The organism is Staphylococcus sp. HMSC055C03 (assembly GCF_001809385.1).
GTDB classification, from domain to species: Bacteria; Bacillota; Bacilli; order Staphylococcales; family Staphylococcaceae; genus Staphylococcus; species Staphylococcus simulans.
The window spans coordinates 109,187-131,678 of the sequence record NZ_KV797487.1 but is presented as its reverse complement, the minus strand read 5'-3'; the positions used below and the strand labels follow the sequence as shown (position 1 = coordinate 131,678).

Annotated in this window: 19 protein-coding genes and 1 pseudogene; 1 reads left to right on the top strand and 19 read right to left on the bottom strand. The window is 35.9% G+C overall.

Features of this window, described 5'->3' with window-relative positions:
• From HMPREF2603_RS05305 to mutS, 9 genes are all read right to left on the bottom strand, one after another.
• A partial coding sequence (locus HMPREF2603_RS05305; protein WP_070501981.1) for an RNA chaperone Hfq occupies positions 1–167 on the bottom strand: 167 nt, incomplete at its 3' end.
• Positions 160–1,125 (bottom strand): tRNA (adenosine(37)-N6)-dimethylallyltransferase MiaA, encoded by a 966-nt coding sequence (gene miaA, locus HMPREF2603_RS05300; protein ID WP_070501980.1) that lies wholly within the window; start codon positions 1,123–1,125, stop codon positions 160–162. The genes HMPREF2603_RS05305 and miaA, both read right to left, overlap by 8 nt.
• A 1-nt stretch (position 1,126) precedes the next feature.
• On the bottom strand, positions 1,127–2,062 hold the full coding sequence (locus HMPREF2603_RS05295; RefSeq protein WP_023015658.1) for an alpha/beta hydrolase: 936 nt from the start codon (positions 2,060–2,062) through the stop codon (positions 1,127–1,129).
• Between the two features lie 199 nt (positions 2,063–2,261).
• On the bottom strand, positions 2,262–3,929 hold the full coding sequence (locus tag HMPREF2603_RS05290; RefSeq protein ID WP_060803533.1) for a glycerol-3-phosphate dehydrogenase/oxidase: 1,668 nt from the start codon (positions 3,927–3,929) through the stop codon (positions 2,262–2,264).
• A gap of 190 nt (positions 3,930–4,119) precedes the next feature.
• Complete coding sequence (gene glpK, locus HMPREF2603_RS05285) at positions 4,120–5,619, bottom strand: glycerol kinase GlpK (RefSeq protein ID WP_002480754.1); 1,500 nt, start codon at positions 5,617–5,619, stop codon at positions 4,120–4,122.
• An 85-nt stretch (positions 5,620–5,704) separates the two neighbouring features.
• Complete coding sequence (locus HMPREF2603_RS05280) at positions 5,705–6,520, bottom strand: MIP/aquaporin family protein (protein ID WP_060803532.1); 816 nt, start codon at positions 6,518–6,520, stop codon at positions 5,705–5,707.
• Between the two features lie 166 nt (positions 6,521–6,686).
• Positions 6,687–7,220 (bottom strand): glycerol-3-phosphate responsive antiterminator, encoded by a 534-nt coding sequence (locus HMPREF2603_RS05275; RefSeq protein WP_023015659.1) that lies wholly within the window; start codon positions 7,218–7,220, stop codon positions 6,687–6,689.
• Between the two features lie 13 nt (positions 7,221–7,233).
• Positions 7,234–9,183 carry a DNA mismatch repair endonuclease MutL gene (gene mutL, locus HMPREF2603_RS05270; protein ID WP_060803531.1) on the bottom strand — a complete coding sequence of 650 codons (1,950 nt, stop codon included), beginning with the start codon at positions 9,181–9,183 and terminating at the stop codon, positions 7,234–7,236.
• A gap of 12 nt (positions 9,184–9,195) precedes the next feature.
• A complete protein-coding gene (gene mutS, locus HMPREF2603_RS05265; protein WP_070463242.1) occupies positions 9,196–11,799 on the bottom strand; it encodes a DNA mismatch repair protein MutS in 2,604 nt (867 codons plus the stop codon).
• 276 nt (positions 11,800–12,075) lie between these two features.
• Here mutS and HMPREF2603_RS05260 point away from each other — a divergent pair, with 276 nt between their 5' ends.
• Positions 12,076–13,023: a glycerophosphodiester phosphodiesterase gene (locus HMPREF2603_RS05260; protein WP_060803530.1), complete on the top strand. Its 948-nt coding sequence runs from the start codon at positions 12,076–12,078 to the stop codon at positions 13,021–13,023.
• A 155-nt stretch (positions 13,024–13,178) separates the two neighbouring features.
• Here HMPREF2603_RS05260 and thiW read toward each other — a convergent pair whose 3' ends face one another.
• From thiW to HMPREF2603_RS05210, 10 genes and pseudogenes are all read right to left on the bottom strand, one after another.
• Positions 13,179–13,676: an energy coupling factor transporter S component ThiW gene (gene thiW / locus HMPREF2603_RS05255; protein ID WP_002480748.1), complete on the bottom strand. Its 498-nt coding sequence runs from the start codon at positions 13,674–13,676 to the stop codon at positions 13,179–13,181.
• Positions 13,677–13,709: 33 nt separating this feature from the next.
• Entirely contained in the window at positions 13,710–14,066 is a 357-nt protein-coding gene (locus HMPREF2603_RS05250) for a YlbF/YmcA family competence regulator (RefSeq protein WP_060803529.1), read from the bottom strand.
• Positions 14,066–15,607 (bottom strand): tRNA (N6-isopentenyl adenosine(37)-C2)-methylthiotransferase MiaB, encoded by a 1,542-nt coding sequence (gene miaB / locus HMPREF2603_RS05245; protein ID WP_002480746.1) that lies wholly within the window; start codon positions 15,605–15,607, stop codon positions 14,066–14,068. Before miaB ends, HMPREF2603_RS05250 begins: the two co-directional genes overlap by 1 nt.
• Positions 15,608–15,729: 122 nt before the next feature.
• Positions 15,730–16,549, bottom strand: a pseudogene (locus HMPREF2603_RS05240) (ABC transporter permease).
• 12 nt (positions 16,550–16,561) lie between these two features.
• Positions 16,562–17,530: an oligopeptide ABC transporter permease gene (gene opp4B, locus HMPREF2603_RS05235; protein WP_060803528.1), complete on the bottom strand. Its 969-nt coding sequence runs from the start codon at positions 17,528–17,530 to the stop codon at positions 16,562–16,564.
• Positions 17,527–18,513 carry an ABC transporter ATP-binding protein gene (locus HMPREF2603_RS05230; RefSeq protein ID WP_023015664.1) on the bottom strand — a complete coding sequence of 329 codons (987 nt, stop codon included), beginning with the start codon at positions 18,511–18,513 and terminating at the stop codon, positions 17,527–17,529. The genes opp4B and HMPREF2603_RS05230 overlap by 4 nt, the downstream gene beginning before the upstream one ends.
• A gap of 12 nt (positions 18,514–18,525) precedes the next feature.
• Positions 18,526–19,506 carry an ABC transporter ATP-binding protein gene (locus HMPREF2603_RS05225; protein ID WP_082709446.1) on the bottom strand — a complete coding sequence of 327 codons (981 nt, stop codon included), beginning with the start codon at positions 19,504–19,506 and terminating at the stop codon, positions 18,526–18,528.
• 64 nt (positions 19,507–19,570) lie between these two features.
• A complete protein-coding gene (gene opp4A, locus HMPREF2603_RS05220) occupies positions 19,571–21,292 on the bottom strand; it encodes an oligopeptide ABC transporter substrate-binding protein (RefSeq protein ID WP_060803526.1) in 1,722 nt (573 codons plus the stop codon).
• A gap of 171 nt (positions 21,293–21,463) precedes the next feature.
• Positions 21,464–21,754, bottom strand: a complete 291-nt coding sequence (locus HMPREF2603_RS05215) for a thiamine-binding protein (RefSeq protein WP_002480740.1) — start codon at positions 21,752–21,754, stop codon at positions 21,464–21,466.
• An 88-nt stretch (positions 21,755–21,842) separates the two neighbouring features.
• The gene (locus HMPREF2603_RS05210) at positions 21,843–22,361 is read right to left on the bottom strand and encodes a type II toxin-antitoxin system YoeB family toxin (RefSeq protein ID WP_002480739.1); all 519 of its coding nucleotides are present in this window, start codon (positions 22,359–22,361) and stop codon (positions 21,843–21,845) included.
• Between the last annotated feature and the right edge of the window lie 131 nt (positions 22,362–22,492).

The window sequence follows — 22,492 nt, the reverse complement described above, 5'->3', positions numbered from 1 at the left end:
TGGTTACAACCATGATTTTTGCCTTGTGAGAATAAGTTCACAACGGTGTCATCGAATTCTACAATTGTTCCTTTCATTTGGAAACCGTTTAATAAGAAAACAGTTAACTCCTCTTTGCTGTCTTTAAAACCTTGTAGAAAATTCTCTTGGATGCTTTTATCATTCATGATTGCATTCTCTCCTTTTTTTATTTATGTGGGCAGTAATGTCATCTAGAATCAATGGAAGTGGCTGTTGCTCTCTATCAAACCATTGCACATTCATTTTATTTTTGAACCAAGTCATTTGACGTTTTGCGTAATTTCTTGAGTGTTGTTTTAACTTGTCAACTGCTTGTTCAATCGAAATGTCTTGATCAATAGCAGGAATCAACTCTTTATATCCTATTGCTTGCATGCTCTGACAATTTGTAAAACCCTGTCTCTGCAGTTGCTCTACTTCATTAATTAAACCCGCTTTCATCATATGATCAACACGATTATTTATTCGTTGATACATAGTTTCACGCGACGTTTCTACCCCTATTAATAATGTATCATAATTTTCTGTATATTGTTGAACTTTTTTGCGATTACTTAATTTTTTTTTCGTTTTTAAGTAATATTCAACCGCTCTCAACACTCTTTTACGGTTATTCGGGTGAATATCCGCTGCAGACTCCGCATCAAAGCTTGCGAGATATTGATGTAACGCTTCATTAGACAAGCTTTCTAATTCCTCCAGCTTTTCACGTACAGCACGTGCTGTTTCTTCAGAAACTTCTTCTTTATCAAATGGATAGTTATAAATTAGTGATTGAATATAAAGACCCGTACCTCCAGCGATAATTGGAACTTTACCGCGCGCTGTGATGTCTTTAATTAATGCTTCAGCACGAACTTTGAAGTCATATGCTGAAAATGATTCATCTGGATTTAAAATATCAATAAGATAATGAGGGATATTTTGCATCTCTTCAGGCGTAGCTTTAGCTGTCCCAATGTCCATGCCTTTATAAACCTGCATTGAATCACCGCTGATAATTTCACCATCAACTTTTTTCGCAAGTTCAATGCTTAATTCAGTTTTCCCTACCGCTGTTGGTCCTACAATGACAACGAGTAAGGGCTTTATATTGTTGATCATATTAATCCCCCTGCTTATATTTGTTAAGGATATTTTTCTTAATCCAGTCATACATGTTATTCCATGTTTGATGATAGTCTTCTTCAAACAGAATTTCATGTCGCTTATTACGATAAAGTTGTACCGTAATGTGTTTTACACCATTTTTCTTCATTGCCACACCCAGTCTGCGAATACCTTTGCCATAGTCTCCAAATGCATCATCTTTACCAGAAATTAATAAGACTGGTAAATCTGCATTCATCTTTTTGATTTCTTTTGGTGTGCTGGTTTTCATCATTTCATTCAGCGTTTCATAAATAATCTGATTTGAGACTAAGAATCCGCAATACTGATCAGAACAATATCTATCAACTTCCTCTCTTTGTGTTGATAACCAATCATTCTCAGTTTGCACGTTTTGAATTCCTCGATTGAATGGTCTGAAAGCTAGACGGTTGACCCATCTGAGTCTTCTGCGTTTGCCAAATACAATCGTGATTATTTTCATTAACAATGCTAAAATCTTCCCTTTTAATTTCGGGAACAATCCTGTACCTGTCAAAATCAAACCTTGCGACATATCAGGATACATTTCAACATATTTACGTGCAATAATCGATCCCATTGAATGGCCGAGCACAATATAAGGCAGTTCATCTCTTTCTGGATATAACGTTTGCGCAATTTCATAAGCATCCGCCGCAACATTTTCAATACTGTCATAATGCCCTCTTGTGCTTTCGTCTATATCCTTACCATGACCTCGATGATTGTGACGAATCACATCATAGCCTTGTTGGTTGAGCGATTCGACAAATGTATCATAACGTCCCATATGTTCAGCCATACCATGAAAAATATGTACAATACCAATTCGTGTTTTATTCGCTTTATCTAATTTAACTTCAATATTTGTACCATCTTCAACTGTTACCTTAAATGTGTTAGGACACATTGACTACACTCCCGTCTAACTTTTTATTATTCTAAGATGCCTTCACTAGATGTCTTACCCTTCTATTATAAAACAGACCCCAAATTCTTGAAATAGGCTTTCATTTACCTAAATAGTAAAAAAACTGCACTCTTTAATAATAGGATAACAAAAATGAGCTGGAACTTCGTCCCAACTCATTTTGATACTCTATTTTGCTTTATTCAGCAGGTTGATTATTCGCAGTTCTTGCTTCATTAATCGCTTCTTCTAATTCTTCTGTATACAATGAACGTTGAATTTCGTCATAGTTTAATAGTTGTGCTAATACATCTACAACCGCTTCTTTATATTTCAAGACATCTTCAATATCGAAGTACAACATACCTGTTCTGCGGATTAAGAAATCTGTTGGTTTATAAACCATTTCATTTTGAATACCATATACCAATTCAGCATAGATTTCTAATGGCAATCCTGAGTTTTGATATTGTGCCGTATGCGCAATTTTATAGATTTCATCTGCGTTTGAACCATAACGTTGTGCAATATCTTCAGCAGTTTTTGCGTCAATTTGATATTTCTTAGCTTCAGCTACTTTTTCTTCTACAAAGTGATCGAAATTCGCACTGCCGCCGACATCTCCGCCTGAAATTGTCAGATGTTTTGTTTCGCATGGACCGAATTTCTTACCAAAGTCTTGTTGTAAACGTTTTGCTAATAAGTCCACAATGCCTTTTGCCATATGACGATAACCTGTTAATTTACCGCCCGCAATTGTTAATAGGCCAGATTTACCTTCCCAGATTTCATCTTTACGTGAAATTTCAGATGGGTCTTTACCTTCTTCTAAAATCAATGGTCTGATACCTGCCCAAGATGATTCGATATCTTTATCTGTTATATCTAATCCTGGGAACATATAGTTCACTGCATCGACTAGGTAATCACGGTCTTCTTGTGTTGGTAGTGGTGACGCTTTGTCATTGTTATAGAATGTGTCAGTTGTGCCGATATACGCTTTACCTTCACGAGGAATCGCAAAGATCATTCTGCCATCTGATTTTGTATCGAAATAAACCGCTTGTTGTAACGGGAATTTAGATTGATCGATAACAATATGCACACCTTTAGTTAAGCGTAATTGTTTATTGTTGCTAGAATAATCAGCGCCTCTGACTTCATCTACCCATGGGCCACTAGCATTAATAACTTTTTTAGCGTGAATGGTATAAGCTTCATCCGTCAACATGTCAGTCACTTGAATGCCATTCACTTTTTCGTTGTCATTGTATGTGAAATTCATTGATTTCGTATAGTTAAGAATATCTGCACCTTTTTCCGCTGCACGTTTCATGACTTCAATTGTTAAACGTGCATCATCTGTACGATATTCTACATAGTAACCGCCGCCTTTTAGGCCTTTCTTTTTAACTAATGGTTCTTTTTCTAATGTTTCTTTTTTGTTCAACATTTTCTTGCGTTCTGATTTTTTAACCCCTGCTAAACGGTCATACATCGCTAAACCGATAGAAGTTGTAAATTTACCGAATGTACCGCCTTTATGCATCGGTAACAACATCCATTCCGGTGTTGTTACATGCGGACCATTTTCATAAACAATCGCACGTTCACGTCCAGTTTCTGCTACAACCCCGACTTGAAATTGTTTTAAGTAGCGTAAACCGCCATGAACTAATTTAGTAGAACGAGAACTTGTTCCTTGCGCAAAGTCTTGCATTTCTACTAATGCCACTTTCATACCGCGGTCTGCCGCATCTAACGCAATGCCGGCACCTGTAATACCACCGCCGATGATAACTACATCATAGTCTTCCTCTTTCAATCTTCCTTTAATTACATCTCTGTTTAATGTTGATAAACTCATTGAACAACGCCTCCTAAAATATTCTGTTATGAATGCATGAGACAAGTCGAGATGCGAATTTAACGCAAAATAAATTAAAAAATGAGAGACCTATCCCATACATTAAAAATGGTGTGAACAGTTCTCTCATTCTCGAGTCATAGATATTAACTTGTCTTTAGTATAACATAGTTAGAAATCAGTCGTCTAATTAGTCGTCTAGCTTGAAGACTTGTGTTGCTTCTACAGCTTTTTTCCAACCTTTATATAATTTTTCTCTTTCTTTTTCATCCATTTCAGGCTCGAAAGCTTGATCTAATTTCCAACGGTTCGCAATTTCTGCTTTACTATCCCAGAAACCTACCGCAAGTCCTGCAAGATAAGCAGCACCTAACGCAGTCGTTTCATTGATTTCAGGACGTTCTACTGTAATATTTTGAATATCTGCTTGGAATTGCATTAAGAAGTTGTTCTTAACAGCACCACCATCTACACGGATATTCTTCACTTCAATACCTGAGTCTTGAATCATCGCTTCAACCACATCACGTGTTTGGTAACAAATAGATTCTAACGTTGCTCTGATAAAGTGTTCTTTCTCAGTCGCACGTGTAATACCAAATACTGCACCACGCGCATTCGCATCCCAATATGGTGTACCGAGTCCAACAAATGCAGGCACCACATAAACGCCATCACTTGATTCAATACGGTTCGCATAGTTTTCAGATTCAGGTGCTGAGTTAATCATACGTAAACCATCTCGCAACCATTGAATAGCTGAACCAGAGACGAAAATAGAACCTTCTAATGCATAATTCACTTCGCCATCTAAGCCGAATGCGATTGTTGTTAATAAACCGTTATCAGATTGAATCGCTTCTTTACCAGTGTTCATTAACATGAATCCACCTGTACCGTACGTGTTTTTCACTTCACCACGTTCGAAGCATGCTTGTCCGAATAAGGCTGCTTGCTGATCCCCTGCGATTCCCGCAATCGGTACTTCTTGTCCGAAGAAATGATAATCTTTTGTTTTCGCATAAATCTCACTTGATTCATGAACTTCCGGCAACATTTGTTTTGGAATATCTAGAATTTCTAATAATTCATCATCCCATTTTAAGTCATGAATATTGTAAATTAATGTACGGCTGGCATTCGTATAATCCGTCACATGCGCAGCGCCCCCTGATAATTTCCAGACAATCCATGAATCTACTGTACCGAATAATAAATCACCGTTTTCAGCTTTTTCTCTTGCGCCTTCCACATTGTCTAAAATCCATTTGATTTTAGTACCAGAGAAATATGGATCAAGAACTAAACCTGTTTTCTCACGGAATGTATCTTCATAACCTTGATCACGTAATGATTGTACAATATCTTGTGTTTGGCGAGATTGCCACACAATCGCATTATAAATCGGACGACCAGTATGTTTATCCCAAATGATAGTTGTTTCCCTTTGGTTTGTAATACCGATACCGCTGATTTGATGCGGATAAATATTATCGTCATTCAACACTGTCGCAATGACAGACAACACGGATGTCCAAATTTCATTCGCATCATGTTCCACCCAACCTAAATGTGGGAAGTGTTGTGTGAATTCACGTTGTGCTGTTGAGACAATTTCTCCTTCTTTATTGAATAATATTGCACGTGTGCTTGTAGTACCTTGGTCTATTGACATAATATATCTTTCCATAGTAAGCCACTCCTTAACCCTGATTTTAACATGTTATTAATGTTTTAACTGTTCCCCGAATTATCTAAGCCTGTAAACACTTTGATTAGTAAATCGTACCAATGTCTTTCTTATCGATTTTATTTAACACAACACCTAAAATTAAAGTTGCTGCAGTTAATAAAATTGCCACAACAGATAATGCATCAAATATTTCTTTATAAGCTGCGCGGTAAATACAAGCACCTAACATACCACCTGCAATTGGACCTAGCACAGGCACAATCGCATAAGACCAATTTGAATTACCTTTACCTGCAATCGGTAATAATGCGTGCGCAATACGCGGACCTAAATCACGCGCTGGATTAATCGCATAACCTGTCGGGCCACCTAAACTTAAACCAATTGCCACAATCAAACCACCGACAATAATCGGATTTAAGCCTTCAGTGAACTTATTAATACCAATAAATAATAAGCCTAATGTTAATGCTGCTGTACCGATAATTTCACTGAAAAAGTTAGCATAGTAATTTTTGATACCTGGTGCTGTACAAAACACTGCTAATTTTGCACCTTGATCTTCAGTCACTTTCCAGTGCGGTAAATACATTAACCAAACTAAAAAGCCTCCGACAATACCGCCGAGCATTTGACAGATGATATAACCTGGCACTTTGTACCATTCAATACCGCCATCCATCGCAAAAGCAACTGTCACAGCTGGATTTAAATGTGCACCTGAAAAAGTTCCGACTGCATAAACACCTAGTGTTACCGCAAGCCCCCAACCAAGCGAAATATTAATCCAATCACTGCCTAAACCTTTTGATTTTGCTAAGTTCAAATTGGCAACCACGCCGCCCCCAAATAAAATCAGAATGGCTGTCCCTAGAAATTCCGCAAAATATGGACTCATCTTAATTCACTCCTTAAAAAAAGACAAAAAGACTCCTACATAATTGAATACAATGTAGAAGTCTCCTATCTCTATCAATATTTATATTAACTTATTAACAGAATATCTTTTTATGAAAGCGTTGTCAATAATTATTCACAATTTCACAAAATTACGTTCTAAAAATTTACCATAATGTTTTATTGCTCGTTGTAACATATTCCGCACCACTTGTTACGGCTTCTTGTACTTCTTCTTCTAAATCAATCAGCCCACCAGCAATAACAGGTGTCTTTGTTTCATCATAGATTTTCTGTATTACCTTGCTTGCGACTCCAGGTAATACTTCCACAAAATCCGGCTTTACTTGTTGGATTAAAGCAATACTACGTTTAAGCGCATGACTATCAATAATAAAGACACGTAAAATTGTCGTTACTTTTAATGTCTTTGCTTTTTTAATCACTTTAGGTTTCGTCGACACAATGCCTTTCGGCTTGAATTTTTGAATTAAATACTCACAACCGAACTCATCGTGCGCAATACCTCTTGTTAAATCCACATGAATATACATTTCCATGCGATGTTGTTTCAATAAATCGGTAATACTTTGTAAATGACCGATATGCGCATCCAATAACACGCAAGTAGGATAATCCGTTTTCACCAATTTTTCTAAATCGCGCATTTCACGGATTGCAGGTAAAATGTGTGGTTTCAAGCTCATATCTCCTTTACTGGATACGTTTGAATAAACGCTCCATTTCATAATTTGAAAAACTGATGATAATCGGACGACCATGCGGACAAGTAAATGGGTCTTCCATTTCTCTCAACTGATCAATTAAGTCCGCCATTTCATGATTTCGTAAATAATGATTGGCTTTAATAGATTTTTTACAGCTCATCATGATGGCCGCTTCTTCTCTAATCTTCTTAATCTCTACTTTTTTATGTTCTAACACATACTCTACCATATCTTGAATAATCTCTTCTGCCTCTGCTTTAGGGAACCAGACAGGATAACTATTCACGATATAGTCATGCGCACCGAACGGTTCTAAATGTACCCCTACTTTATCTAATTCATCCTTGAACTCATCAATAATCATTTGTTCATCTTTTGAAAAATGGAACGTTAACGGTATTAATAAATTCTGAACTTCATTCGTTACTTCTCCAATTTTCTCACGGAAATACTCATATTTAATGCGTTCTTGTGCTGCATGCTGGTCAATCATAAACATGCCAGTCTCATTTTGCGCAATAATATATGTCCCATGAACTTGGCCAACTACTTCCATGTAAGGCACACGATGTTTAGGTTGCGCATTTTGTGTTTCACGAACATCTGGCGTTGGTTGCGCATCATACGCTGCTTCTTCTGGTGTATGTGTTGTAGCTTCATTTTCATTTAATAATGCATCGTCATTATCAGATTGATTATCTTTTTCTTCTAAATCAGACAACATTGCTTTTTGCATCTCTTGATACGCTTGATAATCTGAAGCTGATGTATTCTTTTCAGAGACCTGTTCATTGGAAACTTCTGGCTCTGATTCAGTAGTAGGTAAATCATTCGAAGTTTGAGTAGATTGTTGCTGGTTTCTTTTTTCAAAATCTAATTTCTGTTGTTCAAATGATTCCAACACTTTATTCTTTTTATACAATTTATTTTCATCATTGTGTGGAATTAAGATTTTATCTTTAAACGCATCTCTAATTTTTTCTACAATTAAATCATATAACTGTTCTTCTTTAGAAAGTCTGACTTCTAATTTTGTAGGATGCACATTGACGTCCACTAAAATTGGATCCATTTCAATATTGATATAACAAATAGGATAACGGCCGATTGTCAGCAACGTATGATACCCTTCTAAAATGGCTTTATTTAAAATGAAATTCTTAATATAACGTCCATTGATAAAAATAGAAATATAGTGACGGTTACTACGTGAATGTTCTGGTTTAGCGACATAACCTTCTAGGTGGTAATCACTCGTATCACCTGTAATATGTACTAAATCTTTAGCCACTTTCATACCGTATATTTCTGCCATCACTTCATTCGTACGTCCAGAACCATTTGTTTTAATCAGCACTTTACCATCTGAAACTAAAGTGAAACGCACATCTGGATGACTCATGGCCATACGGTTGACGATATCTGTAATCTTGCCTAATTCTGTATACAAGCTCTTCACATATTTCAAACGTGCTGGCGTATTATAAAACAAGGATTCTACTAAAATATCTGTCCCTTGTTTCGCTTTCGCCGGCTTTTGGTTTAAAATTGCGCCATCTTCTGCATAAATTTCATGACCGTTTTGTCCGTCTGTACATGTTTTTAATGTCACTTTTGCTACAGAAGAAATACTGGCCAAGGCTTCACCACGAAAGCCTAATGTTCTTATATGGAATAAGTCGTTATCTTCACTTAACTTACTCGTCGCATGACGATGAAAGACTAACTTCAAGTCATCTTCCTCTATACCTGTTCCATTATCTACAACACGAATAGATTCAATGCCAGACTGTTTAACTTCTATATTAATTTCACTTGCTTGTGCATCAAGGGCATTTTCGAGTAATTCTTTGACGACTGATCCAGGACGTTCTACGACCTCACCCGCCGCAATTTTATTAGCGAGTGAAGTTTGTAATTCTTTAATTTTGCCCATGATTCGTCACCTCTATTTTAATTGATTTTGTAATTCATTTAATTTAATCAATGCTTCAAGCGGTGTCATATTAGAAATATTAAGTTGCTTCAATTCCGCTTCTATCGCACTTTCTTTCGGTGCACTATCAAATAAGTCAAAGGTACCTTGGAAGAACTCTGCTTCATTTCCTTTAGACTGTTTTGTTTCTTCTTTGCTTTCAGCCACCTGCATTTCTGATGTTTCATTCGTCGGAATATGCGGCTGTGGTTTATCTTTTGCTTCAAAGGCATCTAAAATCACTTGTGCACGGTCAATCACTTCATCAGGTAAGTCTGCTAATTTCGCAACTTGAATACCATAACTGTCATCTACTGCACCCTCTTTAACTTTATGCAGGAAGATCAATTCGCCTTGATATTCATTTGCTGCGACATGTACATTTTTAAGACATGGTAACGATTGATCTAATGTTGTCAGCTCGTGGTAGTGAGTAGAGAATAAAGTCTTCGCATGAGACGTTTGTGCTACATATTCAATCATGGCTTGAGCGAGTGCTAAACCATCAAATGTAGAAGTACCACGACCGATTTCATCGAAGATAATCAAGCTGTCTTCAGTCGCATAAGTTAAGGCTTTTTGTGCTTCTAACATTTCTACCATGAACGTACTTTTACCTGAAACTAAATCATCCGCTGCACCGATACGCGTAAAGATTTGGTCAAAAATCGGTAAGACCGCTTCACCACATGGAACATATGCCCCCATTTGCGCCATAATACTAATAATCGCAATTTGACGCATGTATGTTGATTTACCTGACATATTCGGTCCAGTAATTAAGTAAATAAATTGTTCATCATCTAAGTAACAATCATTAGGTACATAATCATTATAATCCATCACACGTTCTACCACTGGATGGCGTGAATCGACTAAGTTCAATGTTTTATCTTCACTGAACTCAGGTCTGACGTAGTTATATTTTTGCGCGATTTCCGCAAAACTTTGAAGACAGTCAATTTCTGAAATTAATTTTGCTTGTTTTTGAAGACGTTCAGTATAAGTTTTAACTGCTTCTCTCAATTTCACAAATAACTGGTACTCTAATTCAACAGCTTTATCTTCTGCGCCTAAAATCAAATCTTCTTTTTCTTTTAATTCGTCAGTAATAAAACGTTCCGCATTCGATAAAGTTTGTTTACGTGTATAGCCATAATCAGCAGGTTCAAAGTCTTTTAGATTCGCACGCGTAATTTCGATAAAGTAACCGAATACTTTATTGAAGCTGATTTTTAATGAGCGAATGCCAGTGCGTTCTCGTTCTTTTGCTTGAAGTTGCGCAAGCCATTGTTTCCCATTAATTGACGCTTCTAAATATTCATCAAGCTGTTCATTGAAGCCTTGTTTAAATAAACCACCATCTTTTACAGAAATCGGAGGCTCTTCCACGATACTTTGTTCTAATAAATCGAGTAAATCATCTAAAGGTTCTAGCTGTCTGAATTGTTCTGGCAGCTGTTGGTCAAATTCATCTAGTAAAGCTTTGATATTCGGAATTTCAGATATAGAGTGCTTCAATTGGATTAAATCACGTGCATTGACGTTACCATAACTGACACGTCCTACAAGGCGTTCAATATCATAGACTTGGTTTAAGTAACTACGGAGTGTATCACGTTCGATGAAGCGGTCTATCAATTGAGACACTGCATCTAAACGTTCATTAATAGCTTGTTTATAAATTAATGGCCGATCTATCCATTGTTTTAAACGACGTGCTCCCATCGGAGTTTTCGTTTCATCCATCAACCATAATAAAGTACCTTTTTTAGACTTCAAACGGATACTTTCTGTTAACTCTAAATTACGTTTCGCATAATAATCCATTTTCATAAAGTCTACTGCTTCGTACACTTTGACATCTTCAATATGATCTAAGTTTCGTTTTTGTGTGTGATGAATATAATCTAATAAGACTTGTACAGCACGATGCATCAAGTCATCTTCTACTTGATTCACTGGATAGTCTTGATTCGTGATATCATCTACAACAGTCAACGTTTCAGTCGCAAGCGACATTTGTTGTTTTAAGTTTTCTTCTACTGTTTCTGCTGTCACAATTTCATTTGGATTAATCGTTGTGATTTCATTCAGCAACATACTTTCATCTTTAAAGTGTGTAACTTTTAATTCACCAGTAGAAACATCGCAATAACTTAACGCAATGTCACCATTTTCTCTGACGAAGCTTAAAATATAGTTGTTTTGTTTCTCATCAACACCGCCCTGGTTCATAATCGTACCAGGTGTAACGACGCGGATGACTTCACGGCGTACCATGCCTTTTGTGACCTTCGGATCTTCCATTTGTTCACAAATAGCCACTTTATAGCCGTTATCGATTAATGTTTCAATATAGCTTTCTGCTGAATGATACGGCACCCCGCACATGGGTATCGGATTTTCTTTTTTCGCATCACGCTTCGTCAACGTGATTTCTAACACTTTCGATGCGACTTTAGCATCTTCATAAAACATTTCATAAAAATCGCCTAGTCTGAAAAACAGTAAGCAGTCTTGATATTGTGATTTAATTTTTAAATATTGCTGCATCATCGGCGTTACATTTGTCATGATTTTCAATCATTCCTTCTAATTTTAGGTTTAATCATTATAAGTGATTGTATAGGAAATTCATATTCTTTTCACTTGTCTTAACTCATCTATTTTAACAAATTATGTTCTCACAAACGAGTATCGTCTTTACACTGTAATTTTAATCTAATTTTAAAAATAATAATAAATCATAAAACTATAGTTAACTTTTATAAACTTATAGTAAATATGTGCAATTCTCCTTAAATCTTAAGCTATCATGAAAATATCTTAAACAAAGGAGCATGAATACATATGAAAATTAAATCAACTATTTTTTCTACTCTCATGATTTCTACTGCACTTCTCGCAACTTCCCAGGTAACTTATGCGAGCACCGACACTATCGGTCCAGCTTCAAATGCGCATAATCAATCTACAAAAAACATGTCGAATCATCCGCATAACATCTTAAATCAAAATGTTTCAATTGCACATCGTGGCGCGAGTGGTTATGCACCTGAACATACTTTCTTCACATATGACAAAGCGAAACATGAACTTAACGCAGACTACATCGAATTAGATTTACAGATGACCAAAGACGGCAATCTTATCGCGATGCATGATGAAACGATAGATCGTACAACTGGTGGAAAATTCCATGGTCCCGTCAAAAATTATACGACAGAACAACTGAAACAAATGGATGTCGGTACTTGGTTTAACGTTGAAAATCCACAATATGCGAAACCTGAATATGAAGGCGCAAAAATTCCGACGCTTGACGAGATTTTAAACCGTTATGGTCAAGATACTAATTATTATATCGAGACAAAGTCACCAGATGTGTATCCAGGTATGGAAGAAAAATTACTTCAAACACTGAATCAACATGGCTTATTAACTCCTGCAAAACTAAAAACCGGACAAGTTGTGATTCAAAGCTTCTCACAAGAAAGCTTACTCAAAATGCAACGCTTAAATAACCATATTCCGCTTATTCAACTAACAGATGTTGGTCAATTATCCGCTTATACCGATCAACAACTAGACTTTATTTCATCTTATGCACAAGGTGTCGGCCCTGAGTATCATGATGCGACACCACAAAATGTCGACAAAGCACATCGTCACGACTTACTTGTTCATCCATATACAGTAAATACACAACCAGAGATGCAAGCATTGCTGAATGCAGGTGTAGATGGTGCATTTTCAAACTATATTGATCAGTATATCCAGTTACGTGATCAAAAATAGTACTAATTGACCACATATAGTTATTTCATGTATGAGCTTCTAACAGCTTACTAGTATTTTCATTCTATAACTAAAACAATATTTAGTTATAAAAACCAGAAGATATAACAATGACCCCATTCACTTCATTTAAGAAACGAATGGGGTCTTATTTATTAATCTTTAGGCAACCAACGAGAGAGTTTGCCTTTTTTAAATAATATCATTAATACAACATAGCTGATAAAAGCACCGACAGCACTTGAAGTAATAAAGGCTGCCATTAAAGGTTTAATCGCAAAATGTTGTAAACCGAGTACGAATGCTAATGGAATACACATAAAACTTCCGATTAATCCTGTACCGATGACTTCACCGATAGCTGCCATAAATAAATGTTTACGGTAGCGGTAAAGTGCACTTGCCAACAATACACCAATCATACTGCCAGGAAACGCAAAAGCTGATCCTGTGCCGAACATCATTCTAATTACAGAAGATAGAAAGGCTTGTGCCAATCCAAACCACGGTCCTACAAATACAGCACATAGCACATTAATCATATGCTGAATCGGTGCTGCTTTAATCGGTCCAATAGGGATAACAATCAAACTGCTTAAAACCACATTAATGGCGATAAACATTGAAGTCAGTGTAAGCTTTCTTACATTCACAATAAAAAACGCCCTTTCACTTATAATTTAAAGTTACTGCTTGTGGTGCGCTGCATTTAACTGATCAGCCATCGTATTAATCATTATCTGCAATAAATCATTCGCATCTGCTTGGGCATCACGAAATTCTGTCACAATCGGCAACGCATTGATTTTTTGTTGAATCTCCGCAATCTCTGCTTCACTACGCTTGAAAGCTTCCATTTTGCCGTAGTTTTGCAAATTGACTGATTGCTTTTGTCGTTGTTTCAAATCAGCCATCCACGCATCGATATGATGATTACGATGTATTTGTTGTTCAACTTTTTGATATTCTTTAACGGTTTCTAAAGCTTTTATTTGATCACTGAGTGCTTGTGCCTTAGCGATAATCTCTGCTTTATCGTACATTATGCTTCAACCGCTTCAGCTTCCACAATATTTAAGAATGTACCGTTTAAAGAATATTGTTTCGCTTCATCAATTTTCACTTTCACTAATTGACCAATTGCTTCTTTAGGTCCTCTGAAATTGACAAGTTTATTTTTCTCAGTATAACCTGCTAAAACATTTTCATCTTTTTTACTGCTGCCTTCACATAATACAGTGACCACTTCACCTTCGTATGCTTTTAAGGCACGTTCTGAATAATAACCGACTTTTTTATTCAATCGTTGTAAACGTTCTTTCTTCACTTCAGTTGCCACGTTATCTTTCATACGTGCTGCTGGTGTACCATCACGTTGTGAATAAAGGTACGTATACGCATGTTCGAATTCAACTTCATCATATAGTGATAAAGTCTCTTCAAATTGTTCTTCAGTTTCATTTGGATAACCGACAATGATATCTGTCGTTAACGCAACATCTGGAATTGCTGCTTTGATACGATTTACTAAATCTAAATAACTTTCACGTGTATATTTGCGTCCCATAATTTTAAGTACGGCATCATTACCAGATTGTACCGGTAAATGAATATGTGGAACAATATTGCCGCCTTTGGCAATAACTTCAATCATGTGGTCTGTGAAGTCCCATGGATGACTTGTTGTGAAGCGAACACGTGGAATATCAATTTTAGCGATATCTTCAAATAAATCGCCTAAACCATATTCAATATCTTGTAAGTCCTTACCATATGAGTTAACATTTTGTCCTAATAATGTAATCTCTTTATAACCTTGACGTGCTAAATCACGTACTTCTTCAATAATATCTTCTGGTCTACGGCTACGTTCTTTACCGCGTGTAAACGGAACAATACAATATGTACAGAACTTGTCACAACCGTACATAATATTGACCCAAGCTTTGAAATAGTCATCACGTACTTTAGGCAAGTTTTCAATAACATCGCCTTCTTTTGACCATACATCAATGACCATTGCTTTAGATAAATAAGCTTCTTCTAAAATTTCAGGCAACTTATGAATATTATGCGTACCGAAAATCATGTCCACATTTTGGAATGATTTTAAGATTTTATTTACAACTGATTCTTCTTGTGACATACAACCGCAAACGCCGATTAAGCAATCTGGACGATCACGTTTTAAATGTTTTAAATTACCGATTTCACTGAACACTTTATTCTCCGCATTCTCACGGATTGCACAAGTATTCAGTAAAATAACATCCGCTTTCAACATGTCGTCTGCTAATGTATAACCAAGTGCCTCAAAAATACCTGCCATTACTTCTGTGTCATGTGCGTTCATTTGACAACCGTATGTTTTAATAAAGAACGTACGGCCTTTACCCATATCTTTAAACTTTTCATCTATTTGGAAATCACGATTATATTTTACTTCTTCTTTACCGCGTTTTTTGGCTTCTTTTAAACTAGGAGGTTGATACACTGTTTCGAAGTACTGACTATAATCTTTTTCTTTTTTATTTCGTTGAGCAATGACGTCTAAAGAACCTGCTTTTCTTTGTTCTTCATTCACTTCGCAAAATCCTTTCTATATCCCCGATTTATCATTATTACATTATATATGGTTTATCATAAAAGTGCAAAATGATTCTTGTTCTCATAAGAAAAAGCCGGCCAATGTGACCGACTCTTTGATTAGTGTTTAGATTTAGGGTTCAAAGCATCTTTTAATCCTTCACCCACGAAGTTGATACATAAAATTGTAATCGTAATAATCATCGCTGGTGGCATCCAAATCCATGGTTTACTGCTTAATACATCCGCTTCTCACGATTTGCACCGCAAATAATAATGTTGCTTGTACAATGATGACACTTAAAATATTTGGAAGTAAGTGTTTTAACATAATTTTATAAACAGGTGTTCCAATTGAAACAGCCGCTAAGAAATATTCATTTTCTTTTTCCTGCATGACTTTACCACGAGTTAATCTGGCAATCCCAACCCATGATAAGGTAATGATTACAGCTGCTAAAATAAATGCTGAGCCATATGGATTTTTGATTTTGTCACTGAATGTCGCATTTAATACGATTGCGAATGGAATGAATGGGAACAACATAACAAACTCAGTAAAACGCATTAAAATGGTATCTACTTTGCCGCCATAGTAACCTGAAATCATTCCGACAATCAAACCGATGATTAAAATTCCGGCAGTTGTCACAATCCCAAAGACCATAGAGACACGACCAGAATAAAGCAGACGACTTAAAATATCACGTCCACCGGCATCTGTGCCTAACCAGTGTTCTGGTGACATATCCCCCTTAATATAAACCAAATTTTGTAAGTTTGGATCGTACGGCGCAAGCAGTGGAGATAACATTGAAATCACAAATATCGCAATTAATGTAATCAGCGCTGTCATTGCTAATTTATTATGTGTGAAGTGAATCATGGCTGTTTTCAGCGGTGAATAACTTTCATGTTTCGTTTTTGATTTTTTAGACATGTTTTCTCCTCCTTAGTTGCTCTTAATTCTAGGGTCTACAATACTGTATGTGATGTGGGATATTAAGTTCGCTAATAGTCCTAAAAATGCAAAGAATAAAAGTAATGCCATCATTAATGGATAGTCTTTACCGCTGATTGCTTCAATTAATAATTTACCGATACCAGGATAAGAGAAAATCGTTTCAGTAATTACAGCCCCGCCGAAGATAGATAACACATCTCCACCGAAGAATGTCACAATCGGAATGACTGAGTTTCTTAAAATATGTTTGTTGTAAATTTTGTTTTCTGAAATACCATTTGAACGTGCTGTTCTGACATAGTCTTTACGTGAATTTTCGATAATATCATTTCTTAAGAATTGTACGTAACCTGCTGTCGACATAATACCTAGAATTAATGCAGGCAATAAGGCATGATAAATTTTACTCATATAGTACGGGAATGTACCTTCTTCCAAACCAATCGTCACTGAGCCTTGGAATGGGAACCAGTTTAATTGGAAAGCAAATAAATAAATTGCGAACACACCCGCTACAAATGATGGTAACGCGAGTAAGAAATAGTTCGCGATTTGTATAGAATAATCTAAAGGTGAGTACGGTTTCCGTCCTGAAACAATACCAAGCGGAAACGCTAAAATATAAGTAAATATCAAACTTAATGTACCTAGTGTAATTGTGTTTGGCATTCTTTCTTTAATTAAATCTAAAACTGGACGTTTGAATCGTACAGATTCACCTAAATCACCTTGAGCGATTTTTTCAGCCCATTTCATATATTGCACATGAATCGGCTGGTCATAGCCTAATTTTTTTCTTTGCTGTTCAATATATTTAGATGCTGAACTATCAGTTGACGTTACAGATCCTGTAAAAGCATCACCCGGCTGCATTTTCGCAATACCGAAGATAACGATTGAAATTAAGAATAATAACGGAATCATCAATAATAAACGACGAACAATTAACTGAATCATTTTTCCACCTCTTCCTCAATCAATAAGCATGCTGCGAAATGATTTTGACTGACTTCTTTATACTTTGGCTTAGTTGTTTTACACGCTTCTTGAGCAATCGGACAACGGGTATGGAATGGACACCCTGTCGGTGGATTGGCAGGAGAAGGTAAATCACCTGTTAATAAAATACGTTCTTTTCTTTTTTCTGGATCAATTTCAGGAATAGCTGAAATCAAAGCTTGTGTGTACGGATGTTTAGGATTGTTATAAATTTCATCTGACGGACCTTGTTCTACAATGTGTCCGAGATACATAACTCCAATGTAATCACTCACATGCTTTACGACACTTAAGTCATGGGCGATAAATAAATAGCTGAGATTAAACTCTTCTTGCAAATCATCTAATAAGTTCAAAACTTGAGATTGTACAGAAACATCTAACGCACTGACAGGTTCATCTAAAATGATGAGTTTTGGTTTCAAAGCGAGTGCACGTGCAATACCGACCCTTTGTCTTTGACCTCCTGAAAATTCATGTGCATATTTATAATAGTCTTCTGTGTTTAGTCCTACTTTGACAAGCAGTGCTTTGACTTCTTTTTCGAGTTCTTCTTTAGATATTTTATGATAGTTTTTAATCGGTTCAGCGACGATATCGCCGACCATTTGAAGCGGGTTTAATGATGCATAAGGATCTTGAAAGACCATTTGAAAACCTTGTCTCGCTTCTCTCAACTTTCTACCTTGAATCTTTGTGATATCCTCGCCATCGAATAAAACAGTACCATCTGTCGGTGTCTGTAATCTTAAAATGCTGCGTCCTGCTGACGATTTACCACAGCCTGATTCACCAACAAGCCCCATTGTTTCTCCTTCATTAATTTTAAAACTGATACCGTCTACTGCTTTAACTTGACCGATTGTTCTACGAAAAAATCCACCTTTAATTGGATAATATTGCTTAAGATTGTTTACTTCTAAGATTGTCTTTTTATCCATATCGTTCCTCCATTATTGCTCGTCATATAAATGACAAGCGACTTTATGTTTTGCGTCAATCGATTTTAAAGCGACGTTTTCAGTTTTACAGATATCCATAACATGCGGACATCTATTTGCGAATTTACATCCTACTTTCGGCATATTTACAAGTGAAGGGACACTACCTTCAATGACTTCTAATTTTTCAACATCACTGTCTAATTTAGGTATCGATCTGATTAAAGCTTGTGTATAAGGATGTTTCGGAGATTTGAAAATTTCATTTGTCGTGCCAGTTTCAATAATATTACCGGCATACATTACGGCAACGCGGTCACAGAGTTCTGAGATAACAGCTAAGTCATGCGAAATGAAGATGATAGACATATTCGTTTCTTTTCTGATTTTACGTAACAACTCTAAAATTTGGGCTTGTACTGTAACGTCTAAGGCAGTGGTAGGCTCATCAGCGATTAACAAATCAGGACTACAAGAAATAGCTAATGCGATCATGACACGCTGTCTCATCCCCCCTGATAATTGATGCGGATAGTTATCAATGACTTCTGCGGCACGCGGAATACCTACTTGGTTCAGCAAATCAATCGCTTTGGCTCTCGCTTCTGATTTATTCAATTTCAAATGCAGCATGATTTTTTCAGTAAGCTGATTACCAATTGTAAATACTGGATTTAAAGCTGTCATCGGTTCTTGGAAAATCATTGAGAGTTCTTTACCTCTTAGTTGGTTATAGTCATTCTCACTGATGTTGTCGACACGCTTACCTTTAAAGACGATTTCTCCTTCTTCAATCTTGGCAATTTTTTCTGGTAATAACTGCATCACAGATAAACTTAATACAGATTTACCTGATCCTGATTCACCTACGATCCCAAGAATCTCCCCTTCTTCAACTGACAAATTAATATCATTAACTGCAGAATGCCATTCTTTCTTTATGTAAAAGCTGGTTTTTAATTGTGTTATTTCTAAAATATTCCTCGATGTCAATTTCAACACTCCCTTTTTTTGCTTAGAAAAAGCCTCGAAAATAATCGAGGCTTTTCATGCAAAATTATTTTTCTACAGTCCATTCATTTGCAGGGTTAGAACCTTTGAATGAAACTTCAAAGTTTTTAACTTTATTGCTAACTAAAGTAATATCTTCAAGTTCTACAAGAGGGATAACTGGAACATCTTTATTCCAAAGTTTTTGCCATTTCAAGTAGATATCTTTACGTTTTTCTTTGTCGTTTCCTACAACATCAAAATCAGTAGCTTCTGCTAATAATTTATCTGATTCTGGGTTGTTGTAACGTGATTCATTCCATAATGCATTTGATTTATATAAACCTGATGGATCTGGGTCAGCCCCTTGTTGCCATCCTCTGACATAAACTTCAACGTTACCGTCTGATTTTTCTAAATCTGCATTATATTTACTGAATTCAACCATGCTGACTTTAGTTTTCAAGCCAACTTTTTCCCAATAACCTTTAAGTGCTGCAGTTCTTGGTTCAAATGTTGGGTTTGTACCTGCATAGTGTTTCAAGCTGATTTCGAATTTTTTACCTTTAGGGTCTTCTCTGAAACCATCGCCGTCTCTATCTTTATATCCTGCTTCATCTAATAATTTTTTCGCTTTTTTAACATTGTAGCTATAGTCTTCTAAGCCTTTATTACCTTGAGATACCCAGTGACTTGTTGGAATTAATGAGTTCGTTGGTTTAGCGTAACCATACATGAATGCTTTAATCCATTCATCTTTATTGATCGCATAATCCATTGCTTTTCTTAAACGTACATCTTGGTATTTAGGAAGTGGTTCTCCGACTTTCATTGCTTTTTTATCATATTTGTTTAATACAAATCCGATAATCATGTATTGTGTTGATGGTGCTGTTAATACTTTAATGTTGTCTGCTTTAGAGTCTTTAACTTGTTTTGCCATTGGTGGTGTACCTTGACCTACCATGTCGATGTCGCCGTTTTGAAGAGCTTTAACCATCGCGTTTTGGTCTACAACTTTGTAGTTGATTTTGTCGAGCTTTGGTTCACCTTTCCAGTAATCTTTGTTTTTCTCTAATTGTACTGATTCGCCATCTACGATTTTTTTAACTTTGAATGCTCCATAACCGATTGGATGTTTACGAACAGCGTCTGATTTTGCCATATCTTTAACTGGAATATCTTTAAAGATTTTTTCACTCAATAAGTCGCCAGCATAAATTTTCAATAAGTTATTAACTTTTTTCTCTTTGAATGTGATTTCTACATTGTAGTCATCAATCTTTTTGATACCTGAAATTGTATCCGCTTGACCTTCTTTTTTCGCTTGTGCCCCTTCGATACAATCTACGTTGTCATAACGTGGACCATCGTAGTCAGGATTTGCTAATGTTTCTAATGTGAAAATCCAGTCATTGATTGTTAATGGATTACCATCTTGCCATTTCACACCTTTTTTCAATGTGAATTTATATTTCTTAGCAGGTTCGATTTCTTTCCATGACACTAAGTTTGGTTCTAATTGTAAATGATCATCCATTTTGAATAATCCATCACTGAATAATCCGATAACACCTGAATCAGTAACTGATGATGCAAAAATACCAGAGAAGTTACCTTCTGGTGGTGCACCTGTACCAATATTTAATGTACCGCCTTTTTTGTCACTCTTGCCCGTACTGCTTGAACCCTTAGTATTATCAGAATCCGACTTTTTGCTGCCGCATGCTGATAGTACTAATAACAGTGATAGTAAAACTATCGCTAACTTAAACCATCGTTTCTTCATATAATTCCTCCTCTTGCTGTTATCTCTATGCCGCTTATATGAAATTATTATATTAATATTCAGACTATTGTGTCAATGACACTTCTATTTTTTATTATTTTTATAATTAGGTTGTTTGATAAAACAAAAAAGCACTCCTGTAATTAGGAATGCTTTAGCAAATAATATTTATTAATCATATTTTGCAGTCAAATCTTCCATTGTAATACCAGTCGGTACATAATAGAACTTCACTTGACTGATGACACTTGGTACTTCTAGTTCGACCATTCTGTCATTAATATTTTGAATTAAAATCAAACACTCGCTCATTGTGCCTTGAACGGTTGTTTCTAATGGCGATACTCTAAATTTTAATCCAGATTGTTCAATAATAGAAATCGCTTCATCAACATATGGAATAACGTCTTCACCATTGGGGGTTTTAGGTAATACTTGAATACTCATCAATGTATCTTGCATCTTTCAAACCTCTTTTCACTATTTCATTAACTTTACTGTATCAAAATTTATATTTTCTATCGAATATTCTATCTTAGTTTTATGGAAATCATACAGTGTGGTAATAACAGCTGATAATAATGAGGCGATGATCAATTTCTTTATAGACTAGGCGGTGGATTTCATCAAGTTTCAAAACTTTAAAACCACCTTCACTGATTCGTCTAACATATAGAGGCACAGGATGATTATCTTCATCAAAAGGAATTTCACCTTTAATTTGTCTGATTGCTCGATTAAAATGTTTGATTAATTCTCCATTTAAACTTTTGAAATGGGTATGATCATTATTTGCTGTTTCCGTAAAATCGATTAATAAATGATCGTCTACTAACACTTTTACGAGATGTCCATTGATATAATCTCTAATACAGTGTGCTAAATGTTTTCGATTGGCTTCGTTTTTTAATAAATAAATGCGTGCATCATACCCTTGTGGTGTTTCATTTTCAATTATATGTTCATTTGAAGGATCTACTTGCTGTCCTTCTAAGTAATTATGTGCAATTTTATTTAATAAGTGCTCTTGTGTCATAGGAGTTTCATTTCCGTTTATCTCTTTCTTCATTTTGTACACCTCTTAAATGCGACTTATTTAAACATTACCCTGATTAAGCGGTATGCCAAACTTTTATTTTAAACTTTAGTCAATCTCAATTTAATGGATATACAAAATAATCATATAAATATATTTTCAGA